5 protein-coding genes and 1 pseudogene are annotated in these 25,099 nt (G+C 44.4%); all 6 read left to right on the top strand.

The window, feature by feature from the left end:
- Positions 1–56 precede the first annotated feature (56 nt).
- The 6 genes and pseudogenes from AACQ83_RS05110 to AACQ83_RS05085 all read left to right on the top strand — a co-directional run bounded on the left by AACQ83_RS05110 (position 57) and on the right by AACQ83_RS05085 (position 25,099).
- Positions 57–1,955: pseudogene (locus tag AACQ83_RS05110) on the top strand (propionate--CoA ligase).
- 768 nt (positions 1,956–2,723) lie between these two features.
- A complete protein-coding gene (ectB, locus tag AACQ83_RS05105; RefSeq protein WP_192880989.1) occupies positions 2,724–4,034 on the top strand; it encodes a diaminobutyrate--2-oxoglutarate transaminase in 1,311 nt (436 codons plus the stop codon).
- A 16-nt stretch (positions 4,035–4,050) separates the two neighbouring features.
- Positions 4,051–4,899, top strand: a complete 849-nt coding sequence (locus tag AACQ83_RS05100; protein WP_112876703.1) for a cupin-like domain-containing protein — start codon at positions 4,051–4,053, stop codon at positions 4,897–4,899.
- A gap of 18 nt (positions 4,900–4,917) precedes the next feature.
- Positions 4,918–5,373, top strand: coding sequence for a GNAT family N-acetyltransferase (locus tag AACQ83_RS05095; RefSeq protein ID WP_112876702.1), 456 nt, complete (start codon positions 4,918–4,920; stop codon positions 5,371–5,373).
- Between the two features lie 59 nt (positions 5,374–5,432).
- Positions 5,433–15,275 carry a non-ribosomal peptide synthetase gene (locus AACQ83_RS05090; RefSeq protein ID WP_112876701.1) on the top strand — a complete coding sequence of 3,281 codons (9,843 nt, stop codon included), beginning with the start codon at positions 5,433–5,435 and terminating at the stop codon, positions 15,273–15,275.
- Positions 15,272–25,099: a non-ribosomal peptide synthetase gene (locus AACQ83_RS05085; protein ID WP_240000697.1), complete on the top strand. Its 9,828-nt coding sequence runs from the start codon at positions 15,272–15,274 to the stop codon at positions 25,097–25,099. Before AACQ83_RS05090 ends, AACQ83_RS05085 begins: the two co-directional genes overlap by 4 nt.

Raw genomic sequence — 25,099 nt, 5'->3', positions numbered from 1 at the left:
GCGGCCGCTCTCCCAAAGTGCCGCTCTATCATCTACGGCAGCACATAGGAGAGATTATGTCATTCAACGCTTTTTATCAGCAGTCCATTGATGATCCCAACGCTTTCTGGGCTGAGCAGGCGCAACGTATTTTCTGGCAACATCCTTTTGAGCAAGTGCTGGACTATAGCAATCCTCCTTTTGCTGGTTGGTTTTGCGGGGGAAAAACCAACCTATGCTACAACGCGTTGGATCGCTGGCTGGAAAGCCAGCCTGATGCTAAGGCGCTCATCACTATCTCAACAGAAACTCATAGTGAGAAAGTATTTACTTTCAGGGAATTACATCAGGAAGTGAATCGAGCGGCTGCCATGATGCTCTCTCTGGGCGTTAAAAAAGGCGACAGAGTTTTGGTTTATATGCCGATGATTGCTGAAGCGTTGTTTGTTTTGCTCGCTTGTGCCCGTATTGGTGCCGTTCACTCTGTTGTCTTTGGTGGTTTTGCTTCTCAGAGCCTTGCCACACGGTTGGATAATGCTGAACCGGTGTTGGTGGTATCTGCTGATGGGGGATCGCGTGGTGGCAAAGTCATTCCTTACAAGCCATTGTTGGATGAAGCTATCGAACTGGCGAACCACAAACCCCGTCATGTGTTGATGGTTAACCGCGGGCTGGCGGAAATGGTTTGGGTACCGGGGAGAGATATCGATTTCGCGACATTGCGGCAGGAGTACTTTGATGCTGACATTCCCGTAACCTAGCTTGAATCAAATGAAACCTCCTGTGTGCTCTATACTTCCGGTACGACGGGCACGCCAAAGGGCGTGCAGCGTGATGTTGGCGGTTATGCTGTCGCACTGGCAACATCTATGGATATCATTTTTGGTGGTAAAGCGGGTGAGGTATTTTTTAGCACCTCAGATATTGGTTGGATCGTCGGGCATTCTTATATTGTTTATGCTCCTTTAATTGCAGGAATGGCGACGATTATGTATGAGGGGCTGCCGATACGGCCAGATGCGGGCATTTGGTGGAAAATAGTGGAGAAATATCAAGTAACACGGATGTTTTCTGCACCTACAGCTATACGTGTACTGAAAAAATATCCAATTGAATGTATTGGTAAATACGATATTTCATCACTTAAGACATTGTATTTGGCGGGAGAACCGCTAGATGAGCATACTGCCCGCTGGATTTCTGAGGCTATCAACGTCCCTGTTATTGATAATTACTGGCAGACTGAAACAGGTTGGCCGATTATGGCTATCGCTCGTGCCTTGGATGACAGGCCGAGTCGATTTGGCAGTCCAGGCTTTCCGATGTATGGCTTTCATGTCAAGCTCATTAATGAACTGACTGGCAAAGCGTGTGGTGATAATGAAAAAGGTATGCTCGTTATTGAAGGACCTTTACCTCCGGGTTGTATTCAAACTATCTATGGTGATGATACACGTTTTATCAATACCTATTGGCGATACTTTGAGCATGCTGTTTATTCCACATTCGATTGGGGTATCCGTGATAGCGACGGCTATTATTTTATTTTGGGGCGTTCGGATGATGTGATTAATGTTGCTGGGCACCGTCTGGGAACGCGGGAGATAGAAGAGTGTATTGCCAGCCATGAAGATGTTGCCGAAGTAGCTGTGATTGGCATTAAGGATGCTATCAAAGGGCAAGTCGCGGTAGCCTTTGCTGTTCTCAAAGATGGAAAGGAGATCCAGAATGCCGAGCATTTTGCTATTTTGGAAAAGGTTTTGATGGATTTGGTAAATAAACAAATTGGTAGCGTAGGCCGCCCGGCACGAGTCTATTTTGTCTCTCAGCTTCCCAAAACACGTTCAGGAAAAATGTTGCGTCGAACCATGCAGGCAATCTGTGAAGGGCGTGAACCCGGTGATCTTGCCCTAATTGAAAATCCTACTGCACTGGATGTCATTCGAGAAGCTGTTTCAGTAAATAGCTTGTCATGATATTGCGGCACTTTTATTTTTCCTTGTTGATTTTCTAAAGAGGAAAGTGGCATTTGAATATCTGATGATTTCGTTTGTTGAGCACAACTATAACTCTTGTAATTAACTCCGAGGGTTTCTTTCTAATATATTCGTTTTTTTTTGATTAGTGTTTGGCTTTTATTAGTGTTTTGTTTGTGTTAATGTTCAGCCTATGTTAATGTTCCCTTTGTACTTTAAATATAAAAAATTATTTCAAGATGTGTTTTACTTTTGCCTTCGCATAAGTTGGCTGGCTATTATTTTCCAACATATATCGAAGTAGAGAATTAAGTAGCACGAAGCTAATTGGCTATAATTTGAATGGGGTTATAACCGCGGTAGATTTAAAAATGGCATTATGGAATAAAAAAGATATTAGAAATATGCGGAGTTCTATGTTTGCAAAACCATTATGTGAATACAAGTCTATCCATACCTATTATAAAAGGCAACAATTATAGATAGCAGAGATGGCTATTTTTTAGAAAAATAGATTAGGGAATAAAATAGTGATATGATGAAATGCGCTTCAAACCTGTATTTATCGGTAGAGGATTTAGGGCTGTATGTATGGTCGAAAAATAGGAAAATACCCGATTACTTTGATAGGTTTTAAGCTAAAGATTATAATGAGAAAGTTACAACAGAAATAACTTTTTTAGTTATTATTTTATGATTGTCTCAATATAAACAGATTACTCCGACTTAAATCAATTTGGCTTTTATCTGAATTACTGTGGAGTTATTATGGAAATAGAAGAAATATTTAATAATTATGAGTCTAAAGCTCGTTCATATTGCCGTAGATTTCCCGTAGTATTTAGAAGTGGTATAGGTTCTACCTTAATCGATATAGATGGTAACAGTTACATTGATTTTTTATGTGGCGCTGGCGCACTGAACTATGGACATAATAATACAATCATAAAACAACAAATTTTTAAGTATATTCAAGATGATGGTATTATTATGGGGCTTGATTTGTACTCAGAAGCAAAAATGGAGTTTATATCGACATTTGTTGATAAAATTTTGCAACCAAGACAGCTTGAATATCGTTTACAATTTACCAGCCCTACGGGTACGAGCGTCATTGAATCTGCGGTAAAATTAGCAAGAAAGTATACAAAAAGAGAAAATATTGTTTGTTTTACCAACGCCTTTCACGGTATGACAGGGGTGTCGCTCAGTTTAACAGGTAGTCAACATCATCGCCAACCTGGGTTATATTCTCAGATTACGCGCTTACCATTTGATGGTTATATCGATGGAGAATTTAATTATATAGGATATTTTAGAAAGCTACTTACCGATTCTAGTTCAGGGGTTGATCTTCCCGCAGCGGTAATTCTTGAGACTGTACAAGGAGAAGGCGGATTAAATGTTGCTTCTGTTGAATGGTTGAGAGCGTTGAGAGAATTGACCGAAGAGTTCAACATTCTACTAATCGTTGATGACATTCAATCTGGCTGTGGTCGTACCGGAACATTCTTTAGTTTTGAGCGCGCAAATATTAAACCTGATCTCGTTTGTCTTTCTAAATCTATTGGCGGTATTGGGCTGCCTATGTCTTTACTGCTTATTTCTCCCGATATCGATGTGTGGAAACCGGCAGAAGACAACGGCACATTTCGAGGTAATAACTTAGCATTTGTTGCTTCAAAAGCGATGTTAAATGAATATTGGGGCGACAGTTCTTTTCAGAAAATAATTCAGTATAAGGCTGAATTAATTCGAACGCACTTGAACGCTTTAGCTAAAGAGTATCATGAACTTGTACTGCGAGTTAAAGGGATTGGATTCATGCAAGGTATAGAAATGATTGATTCCTCATTAACACAGTATTTGGTGAAGCATTGTTTTGAAAATGGTTTGATTGTGGAGTTGTGCGGCCCCAATGATGAAGTGTTGAAATTGATGCCTGCTTTGACTATTGATGAAGAGACACTTGTAAAAGGATTGAAGATTATAGAACAGGCTCTCGCCAGTTTAAAAGCGAGGAACAGTGATAACGTCGAAAGTAAAGTTCAAAGGTTACCGGTTAGCAGCAATTATTAGCTAGGAGTGTAGAATTATGAGCCGTGTAGTAGAACTTACTAAGTTTAATCAGCTTGAATTTCATCAGACACTTGCTCGGGGATACGTAATTGTTTACCGAGGATTATTGCAAGACTGGCTTGCGATAAGACAATGGGATGCTAAATACTTTCAAGATAAATGTCCTCAAATTGACGTTGTGATCAAATTTTTTGATGCAAATGGCGTGCGTTCTGAGCAAACCAAAATGTATCGTTATTTAGAAATTCTGAATGCATATAAAAAAGGGGAGATGGGTAACGATATTCCCTATTGTCATGACATTCCTATCTTTTTACAAGCTCAGCAGTTACTTGATGATGTTGGTGATTTTCCTCTAACTATTTTGCCAGAGCTTTATCGCAATGAATGGTGGAAATTTGTTCAATTTTTTATGTCTCCAGCTGGCGCTATAACGCCACTGCATTTTGATACATTAAGAACGAACAATCTATTTTTTCAGATAAAGGGAAGTAAAAGATTCTCTTTTATTCCTTGGGAAAAAAGAGATGCCTGTTCTCGTCGAGGGTGGCGCTGGTTTGAGTATAATCCTGAAATTCAGCATGTGGGTGAGATAAACAAATCCACGATTGAGGTGCATCAAGGCGATATATTAATCATGCCAGCGGGTATGCTTCATCATGTAAGAACGTTGACTGATAGTATTTCTTTTAATATCGATTTTCATACTCGATCTTCGGCCCTTGTCAGTTTTAAGAGCATTAAAGAAAAAATGCCGAGTGAAAATTTGTATTACAATTGGCTAAGTTTATGTGGACTTTTGGGATTAATGAAGCGCGAAAATTTTTTCGAGAAGTACCGTCCGTATCTTAATTATATTTCTTAGAAAGCGAGTAGGTTAATTATGAAAGTATCTTTGATTGATGTCGATAAAGACAACTATGAGGATGTAATGTCTCTTGAAGTTGAACCTGGACAGGAAGTTTTCGTCGCACCAAATTCAGAGTCAATTGTCGAATCACATTTTAATGAATATTGCAGAGCAAGAGTGATCTGCTACGACGAGGAGGTGGTGGGTTTTGCAATGTATGAACGCTGCGTTAATGAAGGCAAACCCAACGAATATAATCTGTATCGAATGATGATTGATAAGTCTTACCAAAACCAAGGTATTGGCGGAGCGGCGATGCAGTTATTACTGGATGAAATGAAACAGCAGCCTGATTGTCACAGGATTACTGTCTGTTATGACGAAACTAGCGAACGCCATAAATCATTTTATCAACGTTTTGGTTTTGTGGAAGTGGGCTATTATGATGAATATGAGGAAATGCTGGCTGAAATTATTGTTAGGAGATGACTTTAATGAGCTTGTAAATAATAAAAACTAAAAATAACATCTTTCAAAGGGATTATAGTATGTTTCTAGATAAAGTTGAACAGCTTGTTATTCCACTAAATCAACAGCAAAAGGAAATTTATCTTGATCATATAAATAGAGAGGATACCTCAGCGTTCAATATAGGCGGTTATGTTGAGATTAAACAATCTATTAATATAAAGAATCTCGAATGCGCCATAAAACACACTATCCAAGAACACGCTGTACTTCGATGCTCAATAGTTGATAAGTACTCAATGCCGCATCATGTTGATTCGGATACGCTAAAAGGTACAGTTGAGTTTGCTCATATTGTTCAAGACCATCACTTTGAGTTGTCTCATTTAGATCTTTCGGGTGAAGAAGAGGCGGAATATAAAGCTTTGGCTATTGTTGAACGGATATTCTCTGAGCCATTTAGATTAGCACAGGATGTGCTTTATCGAGTCGGCTTAATTCAGTTGGCTGCAAATCGTTTCTGGCTATACTTTATTTCTCACCACATCATCATTGATGGTGTCGGTTATGCTAACTGGTTTCGAAGTATTTTCGACGCCTACCAGCAATTGGAACTGGGAAATACGCCTAAAGAAAACACGGGAGTACGGTTTCTCGATCTTGCGGCACAACCGTTACCTGAGAATTATAGTCAGCAACTCGCCAAAGCAGCTAAATACTGGAAAGAGTTGCTCCACCACTTGCCGGATGTGCCTTTCCAATGTAGGAAAGAAGGCTTTGGAACTGCTGATTCAAGAAAAAACAGCAGGCTTGTACACTTTATCAAACCTGATAGATATCAGTCATTTTTAACGAAGGCGAGTCAGTGCAATTTACCCATATCGCCACTTTTTATTACAGCTATTGCTTCTCTGGTAAACCGTATCAACCAAAGTGATGGGGTCCTTATCGGGACGCCTTTACATAATCGTACTACATCAGCTCAACGCAATATGGTTGGTTCGTTTATATCGATGCTACCGGTAATGTGCGTGCAAAATGAGCAGATGTCGGTGGCTGAATCAGTGGTAATGACAGCACGTACTATAAAAAGTGGCTATCGTTATCGCTCTTATCCTTCGAGTGCCTTATATAAGGATTTGTCTTTACGTGCTCAAGGTCGTGAACGTCTTTTTGATATTGTTTTTAACTATCAACAAATTGATTTTGATTTCAGTGCTAGTGGCTTGGATACGGAGACTCATTACCTTAGCCATGGACGTGAAGATATTCCTCTCACCGTTATATTATGTGATTACGGTGACAAGCAAAGCACTCAGCTTCAACTAGATTATCGTCATGATTATTTCTCGTCACATCAGGCTGAACATTTATTGCAAAGCATTATGACTTTGGTTGAACAAATGGTTGCACAGCCTGAAGCGTTATTAACTTCACTTGATCTGGTGAGTAAAGACGTTGAACAGGCGTTATGGCATCTTAGTCAATCGGCTGTGCCAGGAGAAAAACCTGTCTGTCCGACCATCACATTAGTGCATGAGCAAATTGAGCAATATGCAAAACGGCATCCTGATGCCATTGCTATCGTGGATGGCGAACGACAAATGTCTTACGCCGCATTGAACGATAAAGCCAATCAGTTAGCTAACTATTTAATTGAGCAGGGGGTTCGGCCTGATAGCCGTGTTGCTATTTGCTTGCCGCGTTCGAGCGAGATGGTCGTGGCGATGTTGGCGACGCTGAAAGCCGGAGCTGCTTATGTCCCTATGGACCCTGATTATCCCGATGGTCGTTTGCAGTTTATGCTGACCGATGCTGAACCTGTTGTTTGCATAACAGTGTCTTCCATTGCGTATCGATTCGCAGCATGCGAGATCACAACACTATTGCTGGATGATGCTCAGCTTAACGAACATTTGGCTTTGCGTTCTGTGGCAGACATATCTGCAAGCAATATTGGTTTACAGTTGGAACATCTGGCTTATGTGATTTATACCTCCGGCACAACGGGGCAGCCCAAAGGGGTGATGGTTGAACATAAACAGTTGAGTCATTTTGTTGCACACATTACAGAGTTTTATAGACTGACTGAACATGATAAGTTTTTGCAGTTTTCTTCGGTCAGCTTCGATATTTCCGTGGAAGAATGTTTCGGCTCCTTATGCAACGGCGGCACTCTGGTGTTACGAGCTGATGATATTCACTACGATTTTGATGCATTTTGGGCATTTTGCCGACACCATGAAATTTCGGTGACCAGTTTACCTACCGCTTTTTGGCATCAACTGGTGAATTACAGTCGTCAACCTATTGATTCTTCACTACGTTTAGTGATCTTAGGCGGCGAAATGGTTAAATCCGTTAGTGCTCGCGAATGGTTCGAGCGTGGTCCCGCTATCGAACTTATCAACACATACGGCCCGACCGAAACAACCGTAACCGCGTCTGCTTACTGCATGACATCCTTGGCTGATGTCACGGCGATGATCCCCATTGGTAAAGCTAATTATGGCACCCAGCTTTATATATTAGATACGAACTTAAAAAGTGTCCCCTTAGGGTTTCAGGGGGAATTATATATTGGTGGAACAGGTGTAACACGTGGCTATCTTAACCGTGAACAAGATAGCGTGAAGTATTTTGTGGTTAATCCTTTTGGTTCGGGGCGACTTTACCGCACGGGAGATATCGTACGTCAGTTACCCGATGGTAATTTAGAATTTATTGGGCGCAATGATAACCAAGTAAAAATAAACGGTTTTCGTATTGAGCCGGAAGAAATCAGCAATCAATTAATGGATTATCCCGGCATTCATGAAGCGGTTGTCTATCCTCGACAGCTTGGCTCTGATGATCGACTGCAATTAATTGCTTACGTTGTTGCTGAAGGAACCATCAATATTAATGCCATTCGTCTGGCGATGAAGAACAAATTGGCTGATTACATGTTGCCTGTTGCCGTTGTGCAGTTAGAAAAATTACCCCTGACACAAAACGGCAAATTAGACTTTAAGCAATTGCCGCTACCACAAAAACAAGATTATAGTCAGCAGGAATTTGTTGCCCCTGAAGGCGAAGCTGAGCGGGTATTAGCACAACTGTGGCAGTCGTTATTAGCTTTAAATAAAGTCAGTCGCCATGACAACTTTTTTGCCTTGGGCGGTCACTCTTTATTAATTATGTCAATGCGAGCAGAGTTGGTTCAACGTGGTTATGAATTGCCTATGCGCGCGATTTACCGAACTAACACGCTGGCGGAACTGGCATTACATTTATCTTGTGTCCGTAAGGATGAGGAAACGTTAACCCACCAAGAGGTGGCGGTTAACAAGCTTGCAGAGCATGTTGAACATATCACGTCTGATATGTTGGATATGGTGATTTTGAATGAAAAAGAGATCGCGGTTATTTGCCAACAAGTTGAGGGCGGCGCCAGTAACATACAAGATATTTACCCATTATCACCGTTGCAGGAAGGTATTTTCTTTCACCATCGAATGAATGAACAGCATGATACTTATATCATTCCCATTCTGATAAAGTTTACTCATGAGCAAAAGCTGACAGCATTTCTACATACGCTTGATAAGATAGTGGCACGTCATGATATTTTCCGCACCTCTATTCATTGGCATGATTTAACCACGCCAGTTCAGGTTGTTCATCGAACCGCTGCTGTTCCTTTACAATGGCAAGCTGTTGCTCCAAGTTTCTCAGCATTGGAAACGTTGGCGGAATTATCTGCTATTGAACACCACCATATGAAGCTGGATCGTGCGCCTATGATGCAAGCGATTGCGGCCAAAGATACGAAGACCGATGCGTGTTTTCTACTATTAAAGCAACATCATTTATTAAGTGATCATATTTCTGTCTTATTGCAAATTGCAGAAATGCACGCTTTGCTTGAAGATCCAAATGTATTATTGCCTACCCCGGTTCAATATCGTGAGTTTGTTGCTTATTCGTTAAGCGCTAATCAATCCAATAGCGGTGTTGATTACTTTAAAGCTAAACTGTCTGATGTTACTGAAACCACCGCGCCTTTCGGGTTATTAGATGTTTATAACGACGGATTGAAAATAGAGACTGCCAGAGAATGGGTCGGTCCGCGTTTAGCGCAACAGATTATTGGCCTGTCTATTCAACACTGCATCAGCGCTGCGAATATTTTTTATTTGGCTTGGGCGTTGGTGGTTGCCAAATGCAGCGGTAAATCCGATATTGTTTTTGGCTCCATGATGTCAGGACGACAGCAAGCTATTCATGGTAGTGATCGTATTCTGGGCATGTTGATCAATTTGTTGCCTATACGCATCAATTTGGCGGATTTGTCGGTAAGCGAAGCATTAAGGCAGATTCATGATGAGCTAATTGAATTAGCCGACTATGAGCATTTTCCGCTTTCCGAGGCATTACGTTACAGTGCTTTGCCTGGCGGTACGCCCTTGTTTACCAGTTTGTTGAATTTCAGTCATAAAAGTGAATTAGCTGTTGCCAACCAAAGCCATCATTTTGAAATGATAGGCACTAAAGAGTACACCAACTATCCGTTAGAAATGGGCGTTGAGCAACTCGATAATGATTTCATAATGCAAGTTCATGTTGAATCACAAGTCGGGGCGGATAATGTTCTGACTTATATGAGAACAGCATTGGAGGCTATTATTCATGCGTTTGGTCAAGCTCCGCAAACACCATTACTGACATTATCTATAACGCCTATCAGCGAACAACAGCGGATTATTAACGAATTCAATAGCCCTGTAGTTGCTTATGATAAAACAGTGGCGATTCATCAACGCTTTGAACATCAGGTAGCAAAAACACCTGCGGCCATTGCTGCTGTATGTGATACACATCGCATCACTTATGCTGAACTTAATCAGCGCGCTAATCAACTGGCTCACTACTTGATAGAACAAGGAGTGGTACGCAATCATATTGTTGCTATCTATGCCGAACGTTCCATTGAGTTTGTCATTGCCATACTTGGCATTATGAAAGCTGGCGCTGCTTACGTTCCTTTGGACCCGACTAATCCACCTGAGCGTTTGTCGTATATGTTGGCTGACTCTGGGGTTAATGTGGTTTTAACTCAAAGCCATTTAAATGGGTTAACTTTCAATAATCAGAAACGTTTTCGGTTGGATGTGGACTGGCCTTCATTGGGTCATTACCCAAATACTAACCCGGAGGTTGAGTGTTATCCTGATGATCTGGCTTATATGATTTATACTTCCGGTTCTACTGGTAAACCTAAAGGTGCGTTGGTGCACCATGCCGGGGCTTTGAATCATATTGATGCCGAATTTGATGTTCTTGGTTTTATGGGGCGTCATAACCAACTATTATCACGTAACTTTCTACAAAGTGCAGCTTCTTCTTCCGATGTATCTGTGTGGCAATTTCTGGCGCCTTTGTTAAGTGGCGGCAAAACAATCATCCTGCCTGATGCGATGGATTTGCCTGAATATGTTCGTGTGTTGCAAGACGAACAAATTCATCTGATTCAAACCGCGCCGTCCGTGTTGAAAATATTATTAGAACACTTGCTTAGTCAGGGTGAGGCAGCAACGCCATTGCCGGATCTGAAATGGTTAATGATTATTGCTGAACCTTGTCCTGTGCCTTTGGTTAATCGCTGGTTGCAATATTACCCTGAGATTCCGGTGATGAATGGTTACGGGCCTAGCGAAGCATCGGACGATATTACCTATTTTATTATTGACAAACCACTAGAAGAGCGGGTTAAAAATATTCCTATAGGCAAGCCGTTGCCAAACCTGACCATGTATGTTCTGGATCAACATATGCAAATTCTGCCGACTAATGTTATTGGCGAATTATGTGTGTCCGGTGTTGGTGTGGGCAAAGGTTATTGGAATAAACCTGAAAAAACGGCAGAAAGTTTTAAAGATAATCCCTTCCACACCATGAACGGGCATGGGACCCGGCTTTATCGCACCGGCGATTTAGGTTATTGGGACGCTAAAGGCAATCTGGAACTCGTTGGGCGGATTGATAATCAGGTAAAAGTTCGTGGTTTTCGTGTTGAACTGGGGGAAATTGAGTCGGCTTTGGTGAAGTTACCCCAAGTGGCGGAAGCAGTGGTACTCGTTCATAAAGACAGAGCGGGTGAGAATTGCTTGGTCGCTTATCTAGTATTAACTGCAAATGTTGCTCAGATCGAGCAGATTATTAACAACATTAAGCAGGGATTAAGTCATCACTTACCGGATTATATGATCCCCGGCTACTACGAAATTCTGGATAAGATGCCATTGAATGCGGCGGATAAAATTAATCGTCATGCATTGCCGAAGCCTTGTTTAGTCAATCATCACGTTGAGTGGGTTGAACCTGCCAACAAGATCGAGCGAGCATTAGCCGGTATTTGGCAATCAGTACTCAATGTTAACCGGGTTGGTCGAAACGACAACTTTTTCTACCTCGGCGGCCACTCTTTATTGGTTATTCGGGTCATTTCAAAAATACGTGCAGAACTTGGACGGGAAATTGCCGTTAAAGCTATTTTTGATCATCCAACGCTTGCCGAGCTTGCGGTTATGCTTGAACAGCGGGCGGTGACGACAGTGGATTCGATTTCCAAACAGCCACGAACCGGTGAGTTACTGCCTCTGTCATTTGCGCAAGAACGCTTGTGGATTCTTAGCCAAATTGATCAAAGTAGTGCGGAATACAATATGCCGATTGCATTTGCTGTTGAGGGCGAATTTGATGTTGGCGTAGCTGAACTCGCACTTAATCAAATCATCGAGCGTCATGAAATATTACGTACGGTCTACATTAAGAAAGATGGCAAACCGTTCCAGAAAATTTTATTTGGGAGAAACCTGACGCTTAATTATATTGATTTAACCTGTATGCCTAAGGAGCAACAAAGTCAGCATGTAGCTGAATTAATGGAAAAAGACGCTAAACAAATTTTTGATCTAAGCCGCGATTTAATGATTCGAGCTACCTTTATTCAACGTCAAGTCAATAATGGCGTATTGCTATTTAATGCTCATCATATTGCGTCTGACGGCTGGTCTGAAGATATTCTTACCCATGAGTTTATTGCTTATTATGATGCTTTACGCAATGGGAATAATGTCGAAATAAAGGAACTTGATATTCAATATGCTGATTTTGCAGTTTGGCAACGTGACAGGTTGCAAAGTGAGTATTTAGCGTCGCAGATCAGCTATTGGAAGCGGCAGTTGGATGAGATATCACCAGTACACGGTTTACCGCTGGATAGACCGAGGCCTAAGGTAAGACAACATCAAGGTGCCGTGGTGACAGGCTCATTGCCGGAGGAGACGACGCAGGCACTTGTCAGTTTGGCCAAACAACATCAACTGACTCCGTTCATGCTGTTCCATGCTGCATTGGCATTATTACTATCTCGTCACAGCAACAGCCATGACATTGTGATAGGTACGCCGGTGGCGAACCGTTTGCAGGCAGAGCTGGAAACGCTTATTGGCTTCTTTGTCAACACCTTGATATTACGAGTGGATACTAGGCACGCGATGCTTAGTGATTACCTTTCTCATGTCAAACAGGTACATCTGGATGCTCAGGCCAATCAAGACGTGCCGTTTGAACAACTGGTTGAACAGTTACAAGTAACAAGGAGTACAGCATATACGCCATTGTTCCAAATCATGTTGACGACCGATACAGATTATGGACTGACTAGTGACGTTGGCGAGGTTACCTTCAGCCTGCCGGGAATGAAGCTGAATTCAATAGCTCCGAACCATATCCAAACCAAGTTTGATCTCAATATTGACTTGAGTATTAGTGAGCATAGATTGCATTTGCACTGGGTCTATGACACCAGCTTGTTCAGTCATGAACATATTGAGCAGCTCAATGATCACCTGTCACGTTTACTGGTAGGGCTGGCCGAAGCGACGAAGGCCGATGACGATACACGGGTTTCGCTTGCCAGTTTGCCGATGCTGTCAAATGTGGAGATCGAGTACCTGCGGCATACTCTCAATGATACTTATGTAGAATATCCAAAGAACCAATGTATCCATGAGCTGTTTGAACAACAGGCCGAAGAAAACCCCGATAACATTGCGCTGGAGTGCGGTGATCGCCAATTGACTTACAGGCAGCTCAATGAAAAATCCAACCAGTTGGCGCACTATCTGTTGGAACACCACGCTATTGAACCGGATACGCTAGTAGGTTTATGCGTGGCGCGTTCACTGGAGATGGTAATTGGCATTTTGGCGATCCTCAAGGCGGGGGGAGCTTATGTGCCGCTGGACCCAAGATATCCTCAAGAACGTCTGGGTTACATGTTGGAAGATGCACAGCTTGAGGTAGTGCTTATCCAGTCGCACTTGGAGCAGGTACTGCCAGACTTCAACGGTTATCGGGTGATATTAGATAATCTTGGCAGTGCGAGTAGTCAAATCAGCACAGCATACCGCCACTATCCTACTACTAATCTGGATAAGCATTCATTGGCGTTGACTGCCGGTCATCTGGCCTATGTAATTTACACCTCAGGATCAACGGGTAAACCTAAAGGGGTGATGATTGAGCATAGTAATACCATTGCCATGCTCAGTTGGGCTCGTTCGCAATATACCAAGGAGGACATTGCTTGTGTTCTCATGTCAACGTCTCTGAACTTTGATTTATCAATATTTGAACTATTTTTACCTTTAGTTTCAGGTACACGGGCGTGTATTGTTGAGGACATTCTGGTTCTACATCAAGGCATTGACTGCAAGGTGACTCTGATAAATACAGTACCTTCGGCAATGAACTCTCTGGTTGAACAAAATGCGATACCGAGGGGGACTAGGGTTATTAATTTAGCCGGCGAGGCGTTATCTGCAAATTTGGTCAATGCAATATATAAGAAAAATCAAGGTGTAACAGTTTATAACTTATATGGGCCGTCAGAGGATACGACATATTCTACTTGGGCGAAATTGGATTCTCCCGTGCACACCACACCGGCTATTGGCAGGATTATTAGCAATAGTCAGGCTTATATCTTGGATAAAGAGCAGCAACTTGTGCCTTACGGCTCTACGGGGGAGCTTTATGTCGGCGGAGCGGGCTTAGCCCGTGGTTATCTCAATCGTCCTGAACTCACGAAGGAACGCTTCGTTGCCAACCCATTGCATGATCTGACCAATATCAATAGTAGTGAGCGTTTGTATAGAACCGGCGATTTGGTGCGCTACCTGTCAGACGGTAATTTGGAGTTCGTTGGTCGTATTGATGATCAGGTGAAAATCCGTGGTTTCAGAATAGAGTTGGGTGAGATTGAATATCAACTCAATCAGCAGGCCGGAGTGAACTCGTCTCTGGTGCTGGTCAAGACAACTTTGACAGGCGACAAACAACTGGTTGCCTATATCAAACAGGTATCGGATAAGCTGACGAATGAGAGGGAGCGTGCAGAGGAATGGCAGCAGGCTCAAGCTCAGTTTATTCAGGGTATCAAACCTGCATTAGCCAAATCCTTGCCAGACTACATGATACCGTCAGTCATGGTGGTGGTTGAAGAATGGCCGTTGACGCCTAATGGCAAGATTGACCGTAAGAGGCTGCCTGAACCCAATACAGAGCATGATAAAAGCGATAATTTTATTGAACCGGTTGGTGAAACGGAAATCTCTTTGGCGGCAATTTGGCAAAGGGTACTGAATGTCAAACAAATATCGCGTAACGATAACTTTTTTGAACTAGGTGGTCACTCATTATTGGCAATCAAATTAGTCACGGAAATCAATGCTGCATTTGTCATTGAACTTGGTGCTATGCAGGTTTTCCAGACACCTCTCTTGCATGAGCTTGCAGAATTAATCTGCAACCAGCAATTACAAGGACAAATCCAAAATGAGCTTGAAACGGCAGGTGAAGAGGGGTGGTTATGATGGACATGTTTAAATTAGTTAAAGACGCTTATGAGCAGGGTGTATTGCTATTCAGTAAAGAGGGTAAGTTAGGGTTTAAGCTAAAGGGGGCTGATTTCCCCGATGAACTAAAAGCCAGGATTAAAGCACACAAAGTTGAGCTGATTGATTTTCTCGATAAAGGCAGAATGGATATCCCTGGCAATGAAATGGTGATTGAACCGGCTTTTCGAACCCAAGAGTTGCCTCTAAGTTCTTCACAGCAACGGATCTGGTTTATCGAGCAGTTTGGCGGTGGGAGTACCGCCTACAACATGGTGTCAGCCTATACGGTAAGCGGTGAATTTGAATTGGCGGCGGCGAATCTGGCCTTGCAAACCATCATAGATCGACACGAAGTGCTGCGTACTGTTTACCACAGCGATGAAAATGGAACCTGGCAGGTTATCAAGCCGGAGTGGTCATTCGAGATAGCCCAATCAGATATCCATGATATAGGCGAAGCCGGGCAAGAGGCGTGGGTTGAGCAGGCCATTCAGGATGAAATGACCTACCGATTTGATTTGGCTCAGGATGTGATGGTGCGTTGTCGCTATATCAGCACTTCGATGAAGCAGGGCGTGCTGTTATTTAACATGCATCATATTGCTTCCGATGGTTGGTCGATGGGGATATTGGTTAAAGAGTTTGTGAGCTTGTATCAGGCTTATCGCCAAGGTCGGGCTAACCCGTTACCGGCGCTGGAGATTCAGTATGCCGATTATGCGGTCTGGCAGCGCAGCCCGGAGAGAGAAGCTCAGTTAGCGGCAGGGTTAGCATATTGGCAGCAACAGTTGTCGGATTTACCCCCAGTACACGGGATGCCTCTGGATTACGCGCGACCAACCAATCAAACCAGTCATGGCGGCAGTTATGAATTTAGCCTGAACAACGCGGTTAGCCGAGGGTTGCAGCAACTGGCGCTGGCGCAGGGTTGCACGCTTTTTATGGTATTGCATGCGGCGTTTACGGTACTGCTCGGTCGTCACAGCGGGCAACGGGATATTGTGGTGGGAACCCCGGTAGCTAACCGTTTGCAGATATCATTAACGCCGTTGATAGGCTGCTTTATGAATACGCTGGTGTTGCGCAGCGAGTGTGATCTCGAACAATCATTCATCGATTACCTAGGCTCGGTCCGGGAGATAAACCTGACTGCCCAGCGGCATCAAAATGTCCCATTTGAATTATTAGTGGAGAGATTGCAGCCGGAACGCAGCACCAGTTATTCACCGTTATTCCAAATCATGTTTTCTATGAATACGAATGACCGTGTGGAATTGCAACTGGAAGGGGTAAGTTTGCAGCCGCGGCCGGAACAGACCCGCAATGTGATGTATGAATTGACGTTAGAGGCCCAGCAAACAGAGGAAGGTCTGACTTTTAGTTTCGAGTACAACATGAATTTGTTTGCAGAGGAGACAATAAAGCGGCTGGCGGCGCGTTTTACGACTTTGCTGATGGGCATAGTGGCCTCTCCGACCGAAAAGCTTGGCGATTTGGCGCTGTTGCCGTCGGAAGAGCAGGATTATCTGCTGCACAATTTGAACCAGACCGCAGTAGAGTATGACCGTAGCCAATGCATTCATGAGCGGATAGAAGCATTTGCTGAACGAACGCCGGATGCCATTGCGCTGATCTTTGGCGACCAACAGTTGACTTATGCTCAACTCAATGTCCGCGCTAATCAGTTAGCGCATCAATTAAGAGCTCAGGGCGTTTCAACGGGTGGACGAGTTGCTGTGTTGTTGCACAGAGGCATCGACATGGTTACCGCATTATTGGCAGTGATGAAAGCAGGCGCTGCGTATGTTCCGGTTGATCCCAGCTTTCCTGCCGACAGAGTGCGGTATATGCTCCGCGATGCGGCGCCACAATGTATTATAAGCAACCGCGAATGTGCATCACGATTAGTCGGTTTTGCGGAACTCACCTGCTTACTGGATCACCTTGATCTTAGCCAATCACCCACCACAAATATTCCTAAACAGTCGACCGGTTTAGCAGCATCTGCTCTGGCCTACGTGATTTACACCTCGGGTTCTACGGGCAAGCCCAAAGGTGTGATGGTCAGCCACTCTGCGGTTAATAACTTCTTGATCTCAATGCAAGATAACTTGCAGTGTGTGGCACAGGACAATATTTTAGCCATCACGACTATTTCTTTTGATATTGCCGTGTTAGAGCTCTATCTGCCTTGGTTGTCTGGTGCCGCTTGTGTAGTGGCGGCGCAGCAGGATGTGACTGATCCTGCCAGGCTGATTGCGCTACTCGAACAACATAACATTTCGCTGTTACAAGCCACGCCAACGACTTGGAATATGTTGCTTGAATCAGGCTGGCAGGGGCGCTCGTCGTTAAAAATGATCAGTGGTGGCGAGGCTTTGCCATTAGCGACAGTAACGGCATTGTTGAGCAAAGGCAACGCGCTCTGGAATATGTACGGGCCGACGGAAACCACGGTTTGGTCAACCATTGCGAAACTGGACGCACAACGGCTTGAACAGCAACTTGTTACTATCGGATTACCGTTAAACAACACCACAATTTATTTACTTGATGAACAGTTAAAACCGGTGCCTTTTGGGGCGGAGGGAGAGCTATACATTGGCGGTGATGGGCTTGCTGAAGGTTATTTCAAACGTGAAGATCTGACTGCTGAGAGATTCATTAACTTGACATTTTCTGACGGTTTAACCGCCAGGGTTTATAAAACGGGTGATCTTGCCCGTTACACGACAGAAGGTTCACTTGTGTATTTGGGCAGAAATGATTACCAAGTGAAATTACGGGGCCACCGAATTGAACTTGGCGAAATTGAACAGGTTATCAACCTGTTTCCACAAATAACTCGTTCTGTTGTGGTTGCGCTAAACGATCAGCAAACACAACAGTATCTCGCGGGTTATGTGGTCGCCGAGCAACAAATTGATATTGATGCGCTACGTCAACATCTTGAACAGAAATTGCCGGCCTATATGTTGCCTAGGGCAATTATTCAGCTCGAAACATTGCCGCTTACGTTAAATAACAAGATTGATCGCAAAGCGCTTCCTGCACCGCAAGACAGTGATATCGCTATTAAAGCCAGTACGCCACCTATCGGCGAGACAGAAGAAGCACTGGCAGCTATTTGGTGCGAAATGCTCGGTATTGAGCAAATAGGCCGGGATGACAACTTTTTTATGGCTGGAGGCCACTCATTAATTGCGACTAAGGTGATCACAAAGATTAATGAGCAGTGTCAATGCCATTTACAGGTAAGAGATATCTTTGAGGCTGCAACGGTGGCTTTACTGGCAGAAAGAGTGCCTTATGCAGCGTCGGATAAGCGTTATCAGACGATTCCTATTATTGAACGCAAGACAAATTTATTACCGCAATCTTATGCTCAACAACGGATCTGGTTTATTGAGCAGTTTGGCGGTGATAGCACCGCCTACAACATGGTGTCAACCTATACGGTAAGCGGTCAATTTGAACTGGCGGCCGCGAATCAGGCTCTGCAAACCATCATAGATCGGCACGAAGTGCTGCGTACTGTTTACCACAGCGATGAAAATGGAACCTGGCAGATTATCAAGCCGGAGTGGTCGTTTGGGATAGCTCAATCGGATATCAGTGATATAGGCAAAGCTGAGCAAGAAGCGCGGATTGAACAGGCCATTCAGCATGAAATGACCTACCGATTTGATTTGGCACAGGATGTGATGGTGCGTTGTCACTACATCAGCACCTCGATGGAGCAAGGTGTGCTGTTATTTAACATGCATCATATCGCTTCTGATGGCTGGTCAATGGGGGTATTGGTTAAGGAATTTACGAGTTTGTACCGGGATTATCGTCAAGGCCGAACTAACCCGTTACCGGCGCTGGAGATTCAGTATGCCGATTATGCGGTCTGGCAACACAGTGCAGAAGGAGCATCTCAGTTAGCGGCAGGGTTAGAATATTGGCAGCAACAGTTATCGGATTTACCCCCGGTACACGGGGTGCCTCTGGATTACGTGCGACCAGCCAACCAAACCAGTCATGGCCGCAGTTATGAATTTAGTCTGGACAATGAGGTTAGCAAAGGGTTGCAGCAACTGGCGCTGACACAAGGGTGCACTCTTTTTATGGTGTTGCATGCGGCGTTTACGGTACTGCTCGGTCGTCACAGCGGGCAACGAGATATTGTGGTGGGAACCCCGATAGCTAACCGTTTGCAGACATCATTAACGCCGTTGATAGGCTGTTTTATAAATACGCTGGTATTGCGCAGCGAGTGTGAGCTGGAGCGATCGTTTATCGATTACCTGAGATCGGTCCGGGAGGTAAACCTGTCTGCCCAGCGGCATCAAAATGTCCCGTTTGAGTTATTAGTGGAACGGTTGCAGCCGGAACGTAGCACCAGTTATTCACCGTTGTTCCAAATCATGTTTTCTATGAATACGAATGACAGTGTGGCGCTGCAATTGGAAGAGGTCAGTTTGTGTCCGAGGCCGGAGCAGACCCGCAATGCAATGTATGAATTGACACTGGATGCTAGCCAAACAGAGGAAGGTCTGACTTTTAATTTCGAGTACAACACGGATTTGTTTGCAGAGGAGACAATAAAGCGGCTGGTGGTACGTTTTACGACCTTGTTGATGAGCATAGTGGCTTCTCCATCCGAAAAGCTTGGCAATTTGGATCTGTTGCCACCGGAAGAACAGGATTACCTGCTGCATCGTTTGAACCAGACAGCAGTGGAGTATGACCGTAGCCAATGTATCCATGAGCGGATAGAAGTGTTTGCAGAGCAAACGCCGGATGCCATTGCGCTGGTCTTTGGTGACCAACAGTTGACTTATGCACAGCTTAATGCCAGAGCTAATCAGTTGGCACATTATTTGGTTGTTCAGGGTGCCAAACCGGATTCAATGATTGCGATATGTATTGAACGAAGTATTGACATGATTGTATCGGTACTGGCCATCTTGAAATCGGGTAGTGCCTATTTGCCTCTTGATCCTGCGTATCCGCAAGAAAGGCTTGCTTATATTATTGATGATGCACAGCCTTTGATGGTAATAACCAATAGCCATAACAGCAAGTTATTGCCTGAAAATAGTCCATTTAGCATTGATGTGACGACAACCTCGTTTGCCGGGCTCTCAACCGATAATATTCCCGCCACTGAATTAGGTTTGTGTTCTACCCACTTGGCCTATGTTCTCTATACCTCAGGTTCTACGGGCATGCCGAAAGGTGTGATGATTGAACATCAGGCATTGATGAATCTGGTGGTGGGGCTTGCGGATGCCTATCTTTATTCAAAGCAGGATCGGGTACTGCAATTTGCCGCCCTCAGTTTTGATATGTCTATCGAAGAGATATTTGGCGCCCTTGGTAATGGCAGTACTTTAGTCTTACGTGGCGAAGATTGGTTGATGGATGTCGCCACTTTCTGGCAAAGATGCCGGGAATACCAGATCAGCGCGGTGAATTTGCCAACCACGTTCTGGCACGAAGTAGTCAGTGAAGAGACGGTATTGGTCCCTGAGCATATTCGCCAAATCAGTGTCGGAGGCGAGCAGATTAAGCCGGATAAAGTGGTTGCATGGTATCAGCGGCCAGGGCATTTACCCCGTTTAGTCAATGCCTATGGGCCAACTGAATACACGGTCAATACTTGCATTGCCTACGATTTTCAGGGAGACACCCTCAGTATTGGGCGCCCAATTCAAAATACGGCGATCTTCTTGTTGGACAAAAACCAACAGCTTGTGCCTTTTGGTGCTGTTGGTGAAATTTGTGTCGCGGGTGATGGTGTTGCGCGGGGCTATATCAACAAAGAGCAATTAACCCGTGAACGATTTATTGATAATCCTTTTGTAAGCCGCTATCCAAAGCTCTATCGAACTGGCGACTTGGGACGTTACTCATTGGCAGGGGATATTCAATATTACGGGCGTGATGACCATCAGGTTAAGATCCGTGGATTCCGTATTGAGTTAGGGGAGATAGAAACAAGGTTGCGTAGCCTGCCTACCATTCGCGATGCGGTTGTCATTGCTCGAGAGGATGAATCGGCTCACAAGTATCTGGCAGCATATATTACCCTTGATGGACAGAAGAAAATTGCTGAGATCCGGCACCTATTAAGTCAGCAACTACCGAGCTATATGGTCCCCGCCGCTTTTGTGGTGCTAGAGGAGATACCGCTTACCGCCAACCGTAAAGTGGATCGTAAAGCACTGCCTAAACCAGATTTTGTTGCTCAGGGGGAAATTGAATATATCGCGCCGGCCACTGAACAGGAGACACTGCTAGCTGAAATTTGGCGAACACTGTTTGGATTGGCGCAAATCAGTGCTGTTGCCAACTTCTTTGAGTTGGGTGGACACTCGTTGTTGAGCATGAAGATGCTATCCCATCTTAAAAAGCAGGGTTATCGATTGGATATTCGGGCCTTATTTGAATACCCGAAATTGCGGGATATGGCAAAACAACTTTACGATCCACTACAGGCAACCGAGCAGCAATCACCGCTGTTGACAGCCCATGAAGCACTGGAAAGTAGAGTTTCCCTGTCGGAAACTGAGCGGGCCTTGATCGTATCTCAGTCGCCGGGAGGTGAGCAAAATATTGTTGGCATTTATCCTTTGGCGCCATTACAGGAAGGGATCTTGTTCCATCACATGATGTGTGAGCAATCTGACCTTTATGTGACGCCGATGCTGTATTCATTTCCGTCAAACACCGCGATGGAAAGCTTTATTGGAGCATTGGATAAAATAGTACAGCGACATGATGCGCTGCGAACCGGAATTTTTTGGAAAGGCATTGATGAACCGGTGCAGGTTATCTACAAAGAGGCACCATTGCCGGTGGTTGACATCGATTTGAGGGATGATGTTGATATCCAGCAGCTGTTAGCGCAGTTTATGGAACCATCACAACAATGGATGGATGTTACCCAGGCACCGTTGGTCAGAGTAACCCGGTTTATCGACCGCCAGCAAAAGCAGCGCTATGTTATGGTGCAGGAGCATCACCTGATAAGTGATCATGTGTCATTGGAGATTATTCAAGAAGAGTTGCTGGCTATCTTGGCAGGTGATGAAAAATCACTGCCGGCAGCGTTGAGTTATCGGGAGTTTGTTCTAAATGCTATCAGCCAAACCGACACGAAAGCGGCGCAGCAGTTTTTTACCGAGCAGTTGGCTGGGGTTGATGAAATCACGGCGCCCTTTGGGATCACAAGTGGAATGGTTGACAATAACTTATTCACTGAAATCCAAGTTGGCTTGCCTGCGGATTTATCCGCACAGATTCGTCGGTCTTCTTCTGCATGGCGGATAAGCCCTGCGCTTATTTTTCACATGGCATGGGCATTGGTTCTGGCAAAAACCAGCGGCACTAAAGATGTCATATTCGGTACTGTATTATCTGGTCGCTTGCAGGGGGTTGATCATGTTGAGCGAGTCGTTGGTTTATTCGTCAATACCTTGCCACTGCGTGTTGATTTGAGTCAGTTGAGCGTTGATCAGTTAATGCAGGAAATGCAACAGAAACTGGCTAGCTTGCTACAATTCGAGCAAGTACCGACTGCGATTGCTGAACAGTGTAGCAAATTGGCCGGTTCTAGCCGTTTATTCGACAGTATCTTGAATTACCGTCACTCCGAAGTGAGTGGCGAGACAAGTGAGCTTAACCAGCTTTGGCAAAAAACCGGCATTGAGTTAGTTAATGTAAAAGAACGTACCAATTACCCGATTACCCTATCCATTGACGATTTTGGTGATGATTTTTCTGTTGCAGCCCAAATTGACAGTCGATTTGATGCTGAACGCTTGGTGGCGTATCTCATCAATGCTAGCAGGCAACTTGTTGCTGCTTTACAAAGTCAGGAACAGGTTGCCGCACTGTCACTCGACATCCTTGATGCTGAGGAACGAGCGTTCCTGCTGCATTCGTTAAATCAAACGGTATTACCGTATGACAACTCACAAACTCTGATTGATAGATTCGAAACCCAAGTTGAGGCGACTCCCGATGAGATTGCGTTGAATTTTAATGGCGAGACCATGACGTACCGTGAGTTAAATCAGCGAACCAATCAACTCGCGCAGTCTCTCCTGAACCGTGGGGCGAAAGTGAATACTCCCGTCGTGATGTTCATTGAACGCTCCTTCGAGATGGTCATCACTGTTATCGCCATCTTAAAAACGGGCGCCGGTTATGTGCCACTGGATACCTCATTACCGACAGAACGCTTAAACATCATTCTTAGTGATCTGTCTGATGAGATCTTAGTAACGACGTGCGCCTTGAATGATAGGATTGCGGTAAAACGCCAGAAAATGGTGTTATTGGATGACCCTTGCACAGCAGAGATACTGGACAAACAGCCAATCAGTAATTTGGCTATCGAATCCTCTCTGGATGACCTCGGTTACGTGCTCTATACCTCAGGTTCAACGGGTAAGCCTAAGGCGATTGAAATGTCACAGCGGGCGCTGAGCAATTTATTACAAGGTATTAGCCAGCTTGAACCCGCGCTTGCGGGGCCGAACCGTTGGTTACAATTCTCATCAATCGGTTTTGATCTCAGTTTTGAAGACATATTCATGCCGCTGTTGTCCGGGGGTTCAGTACAGCTTATTGATAAATCGACTCAGTTGGATATCCGGCTGCTCGCGAAGCAAATCCAGCAAGCGCAACTTCAAGTTCTGAACTTACCTTATGTGGTATTGCAGAATTTGGCTGAATATAGCGGTGTCAATGGGCTACAGTTCCTCGAATTAAGGGTGATTGTTTCGAGCGCTGAAAGGCTCAAAATCACGGCGGCCATCAGACAATTTTTCACGACACATCGTCACTGTACGTTAGTGAACCACTATGGCCCGGCAGAGACTCATGTCGTAACGTCTAAGACATTACAGGGAGAACCTGCTTCATGGCCTGATTTGCCGACGATTGGCCGATCATTGCCTAACGTGGCCGGTTATATTTTGGATGAGTATTTGCAGCCTGTCCCGATGGGCGCCATCGGCGAACTGTATTTGGCTGGGGACTGTTTATCAAGAGGCTATTATCAGCAGCCCCAGCTTACCGCAGAGCGTTATCTTGATTGCGATTGGGTTCTTGGGAAACGAGTGTATCGAACCGGGGACTTAGCCAGCTTTCATCAAAACGGTGAAATCAACTACTTTGGCCGCAACGACCATCTGGTCAAGATCCGTGGGTTCAGAATTGAACTCGGTGATATCGAAGCCCAATTGAGTAAGTTCGATGGAATAACCGGAACCGTAGTCATTGCTATTGATACAGAAGCCGGTGATAAGCAGCTTATCGCTTATTTTATCGCGGCTAACCCATTGGATTTATCCGAAATTAAAACCTATTTATCGGCTAGCTTACCTGATTACATGTTGCCATCTGCGTATGTGCAGATGGCGGCTTTTCCGCTGAATACCAATGGCAAAGTGGATCGCAGCCGCCTTCCACAACCTGGAGCAGAAAACTTTGTAAAAGCCAGATACATCGCGCCAGTGACTGAACTGGAACAAAGCGTTGCGAAAATTTGGCAGGGGTTGTTGCAGCAAGACAGGGTAAGCATGGCCGACAGCTTTTTTGATTTAGGTGGTCATTCCTTATTAGCTATGAAGCTAATTTCTCGAATTGAACAGGCATTTTCCGTTGGCGTACCGATTGCGATCGTGTTTGAGAGATCAAGATTAGAACAGTTATGTGATTGGCTTGAAAAAGAAATGGTTATTCAACGCAACAAGTCAATTGGAGCTGTAGTGGAAGAATATGAGGTAACCGAGTGGTGA

The sequence above is a fragment of the Photorhabdus sp. S10-54 genome (assembly GCF_963878145.1).
In the GTDB taxonomy this organism is placed as follows: Bacteria; Pseudomonadota; Gammaproteobacteria; order Enterobacterales; family Enterobacteriaceae; genus Photorhabdus; species Photorhabdus kayaii.
This window is presented reverse-complemented; position numbering and strand designations above follow the sequence as displayed.

What these genes read in the sequence shown, in the direction of transcription:
- AACQ83_RS05090 (WP_112876701.1), top strand. Translation starts at nt 5,433, where the DNA reads ATGTTTCTAGATAAAGTTGAACAGCTTGTTATTCCACTAAATCAACAG.
- AACQ83_RS05100 (WP_112876703.1), top strand. Translation starts at nt 4,051, where the DNA reads ATGAGCCGTGTAGTAGAACTTACTAAGTTTAATCAGCTTGAATTTCAT.
- AACQ83_RS05085 (WP_240000697.1), top strand. Translation starts at nt 15,272, where the DNA reads ATGATGGACATGTTTAAATTAGTTAAAGACGCTTATGAGCAGGGTGTA.
- ectB (WP_192880989.1), top strand. Translation starts at nt 2,724, where the DNA reads ATGGAAATAGAAGAAATATTTAATAATTATGAGTCTAAAGCTCGTTCA.
- AACQ83_RS05095 (WP_112876702.1), top strand. Translation starts at nt 4,918, where the DNA reads ATGAAAGTATCTTTGATTGATGTCGATAAAGACAACTATGAGGATGTA.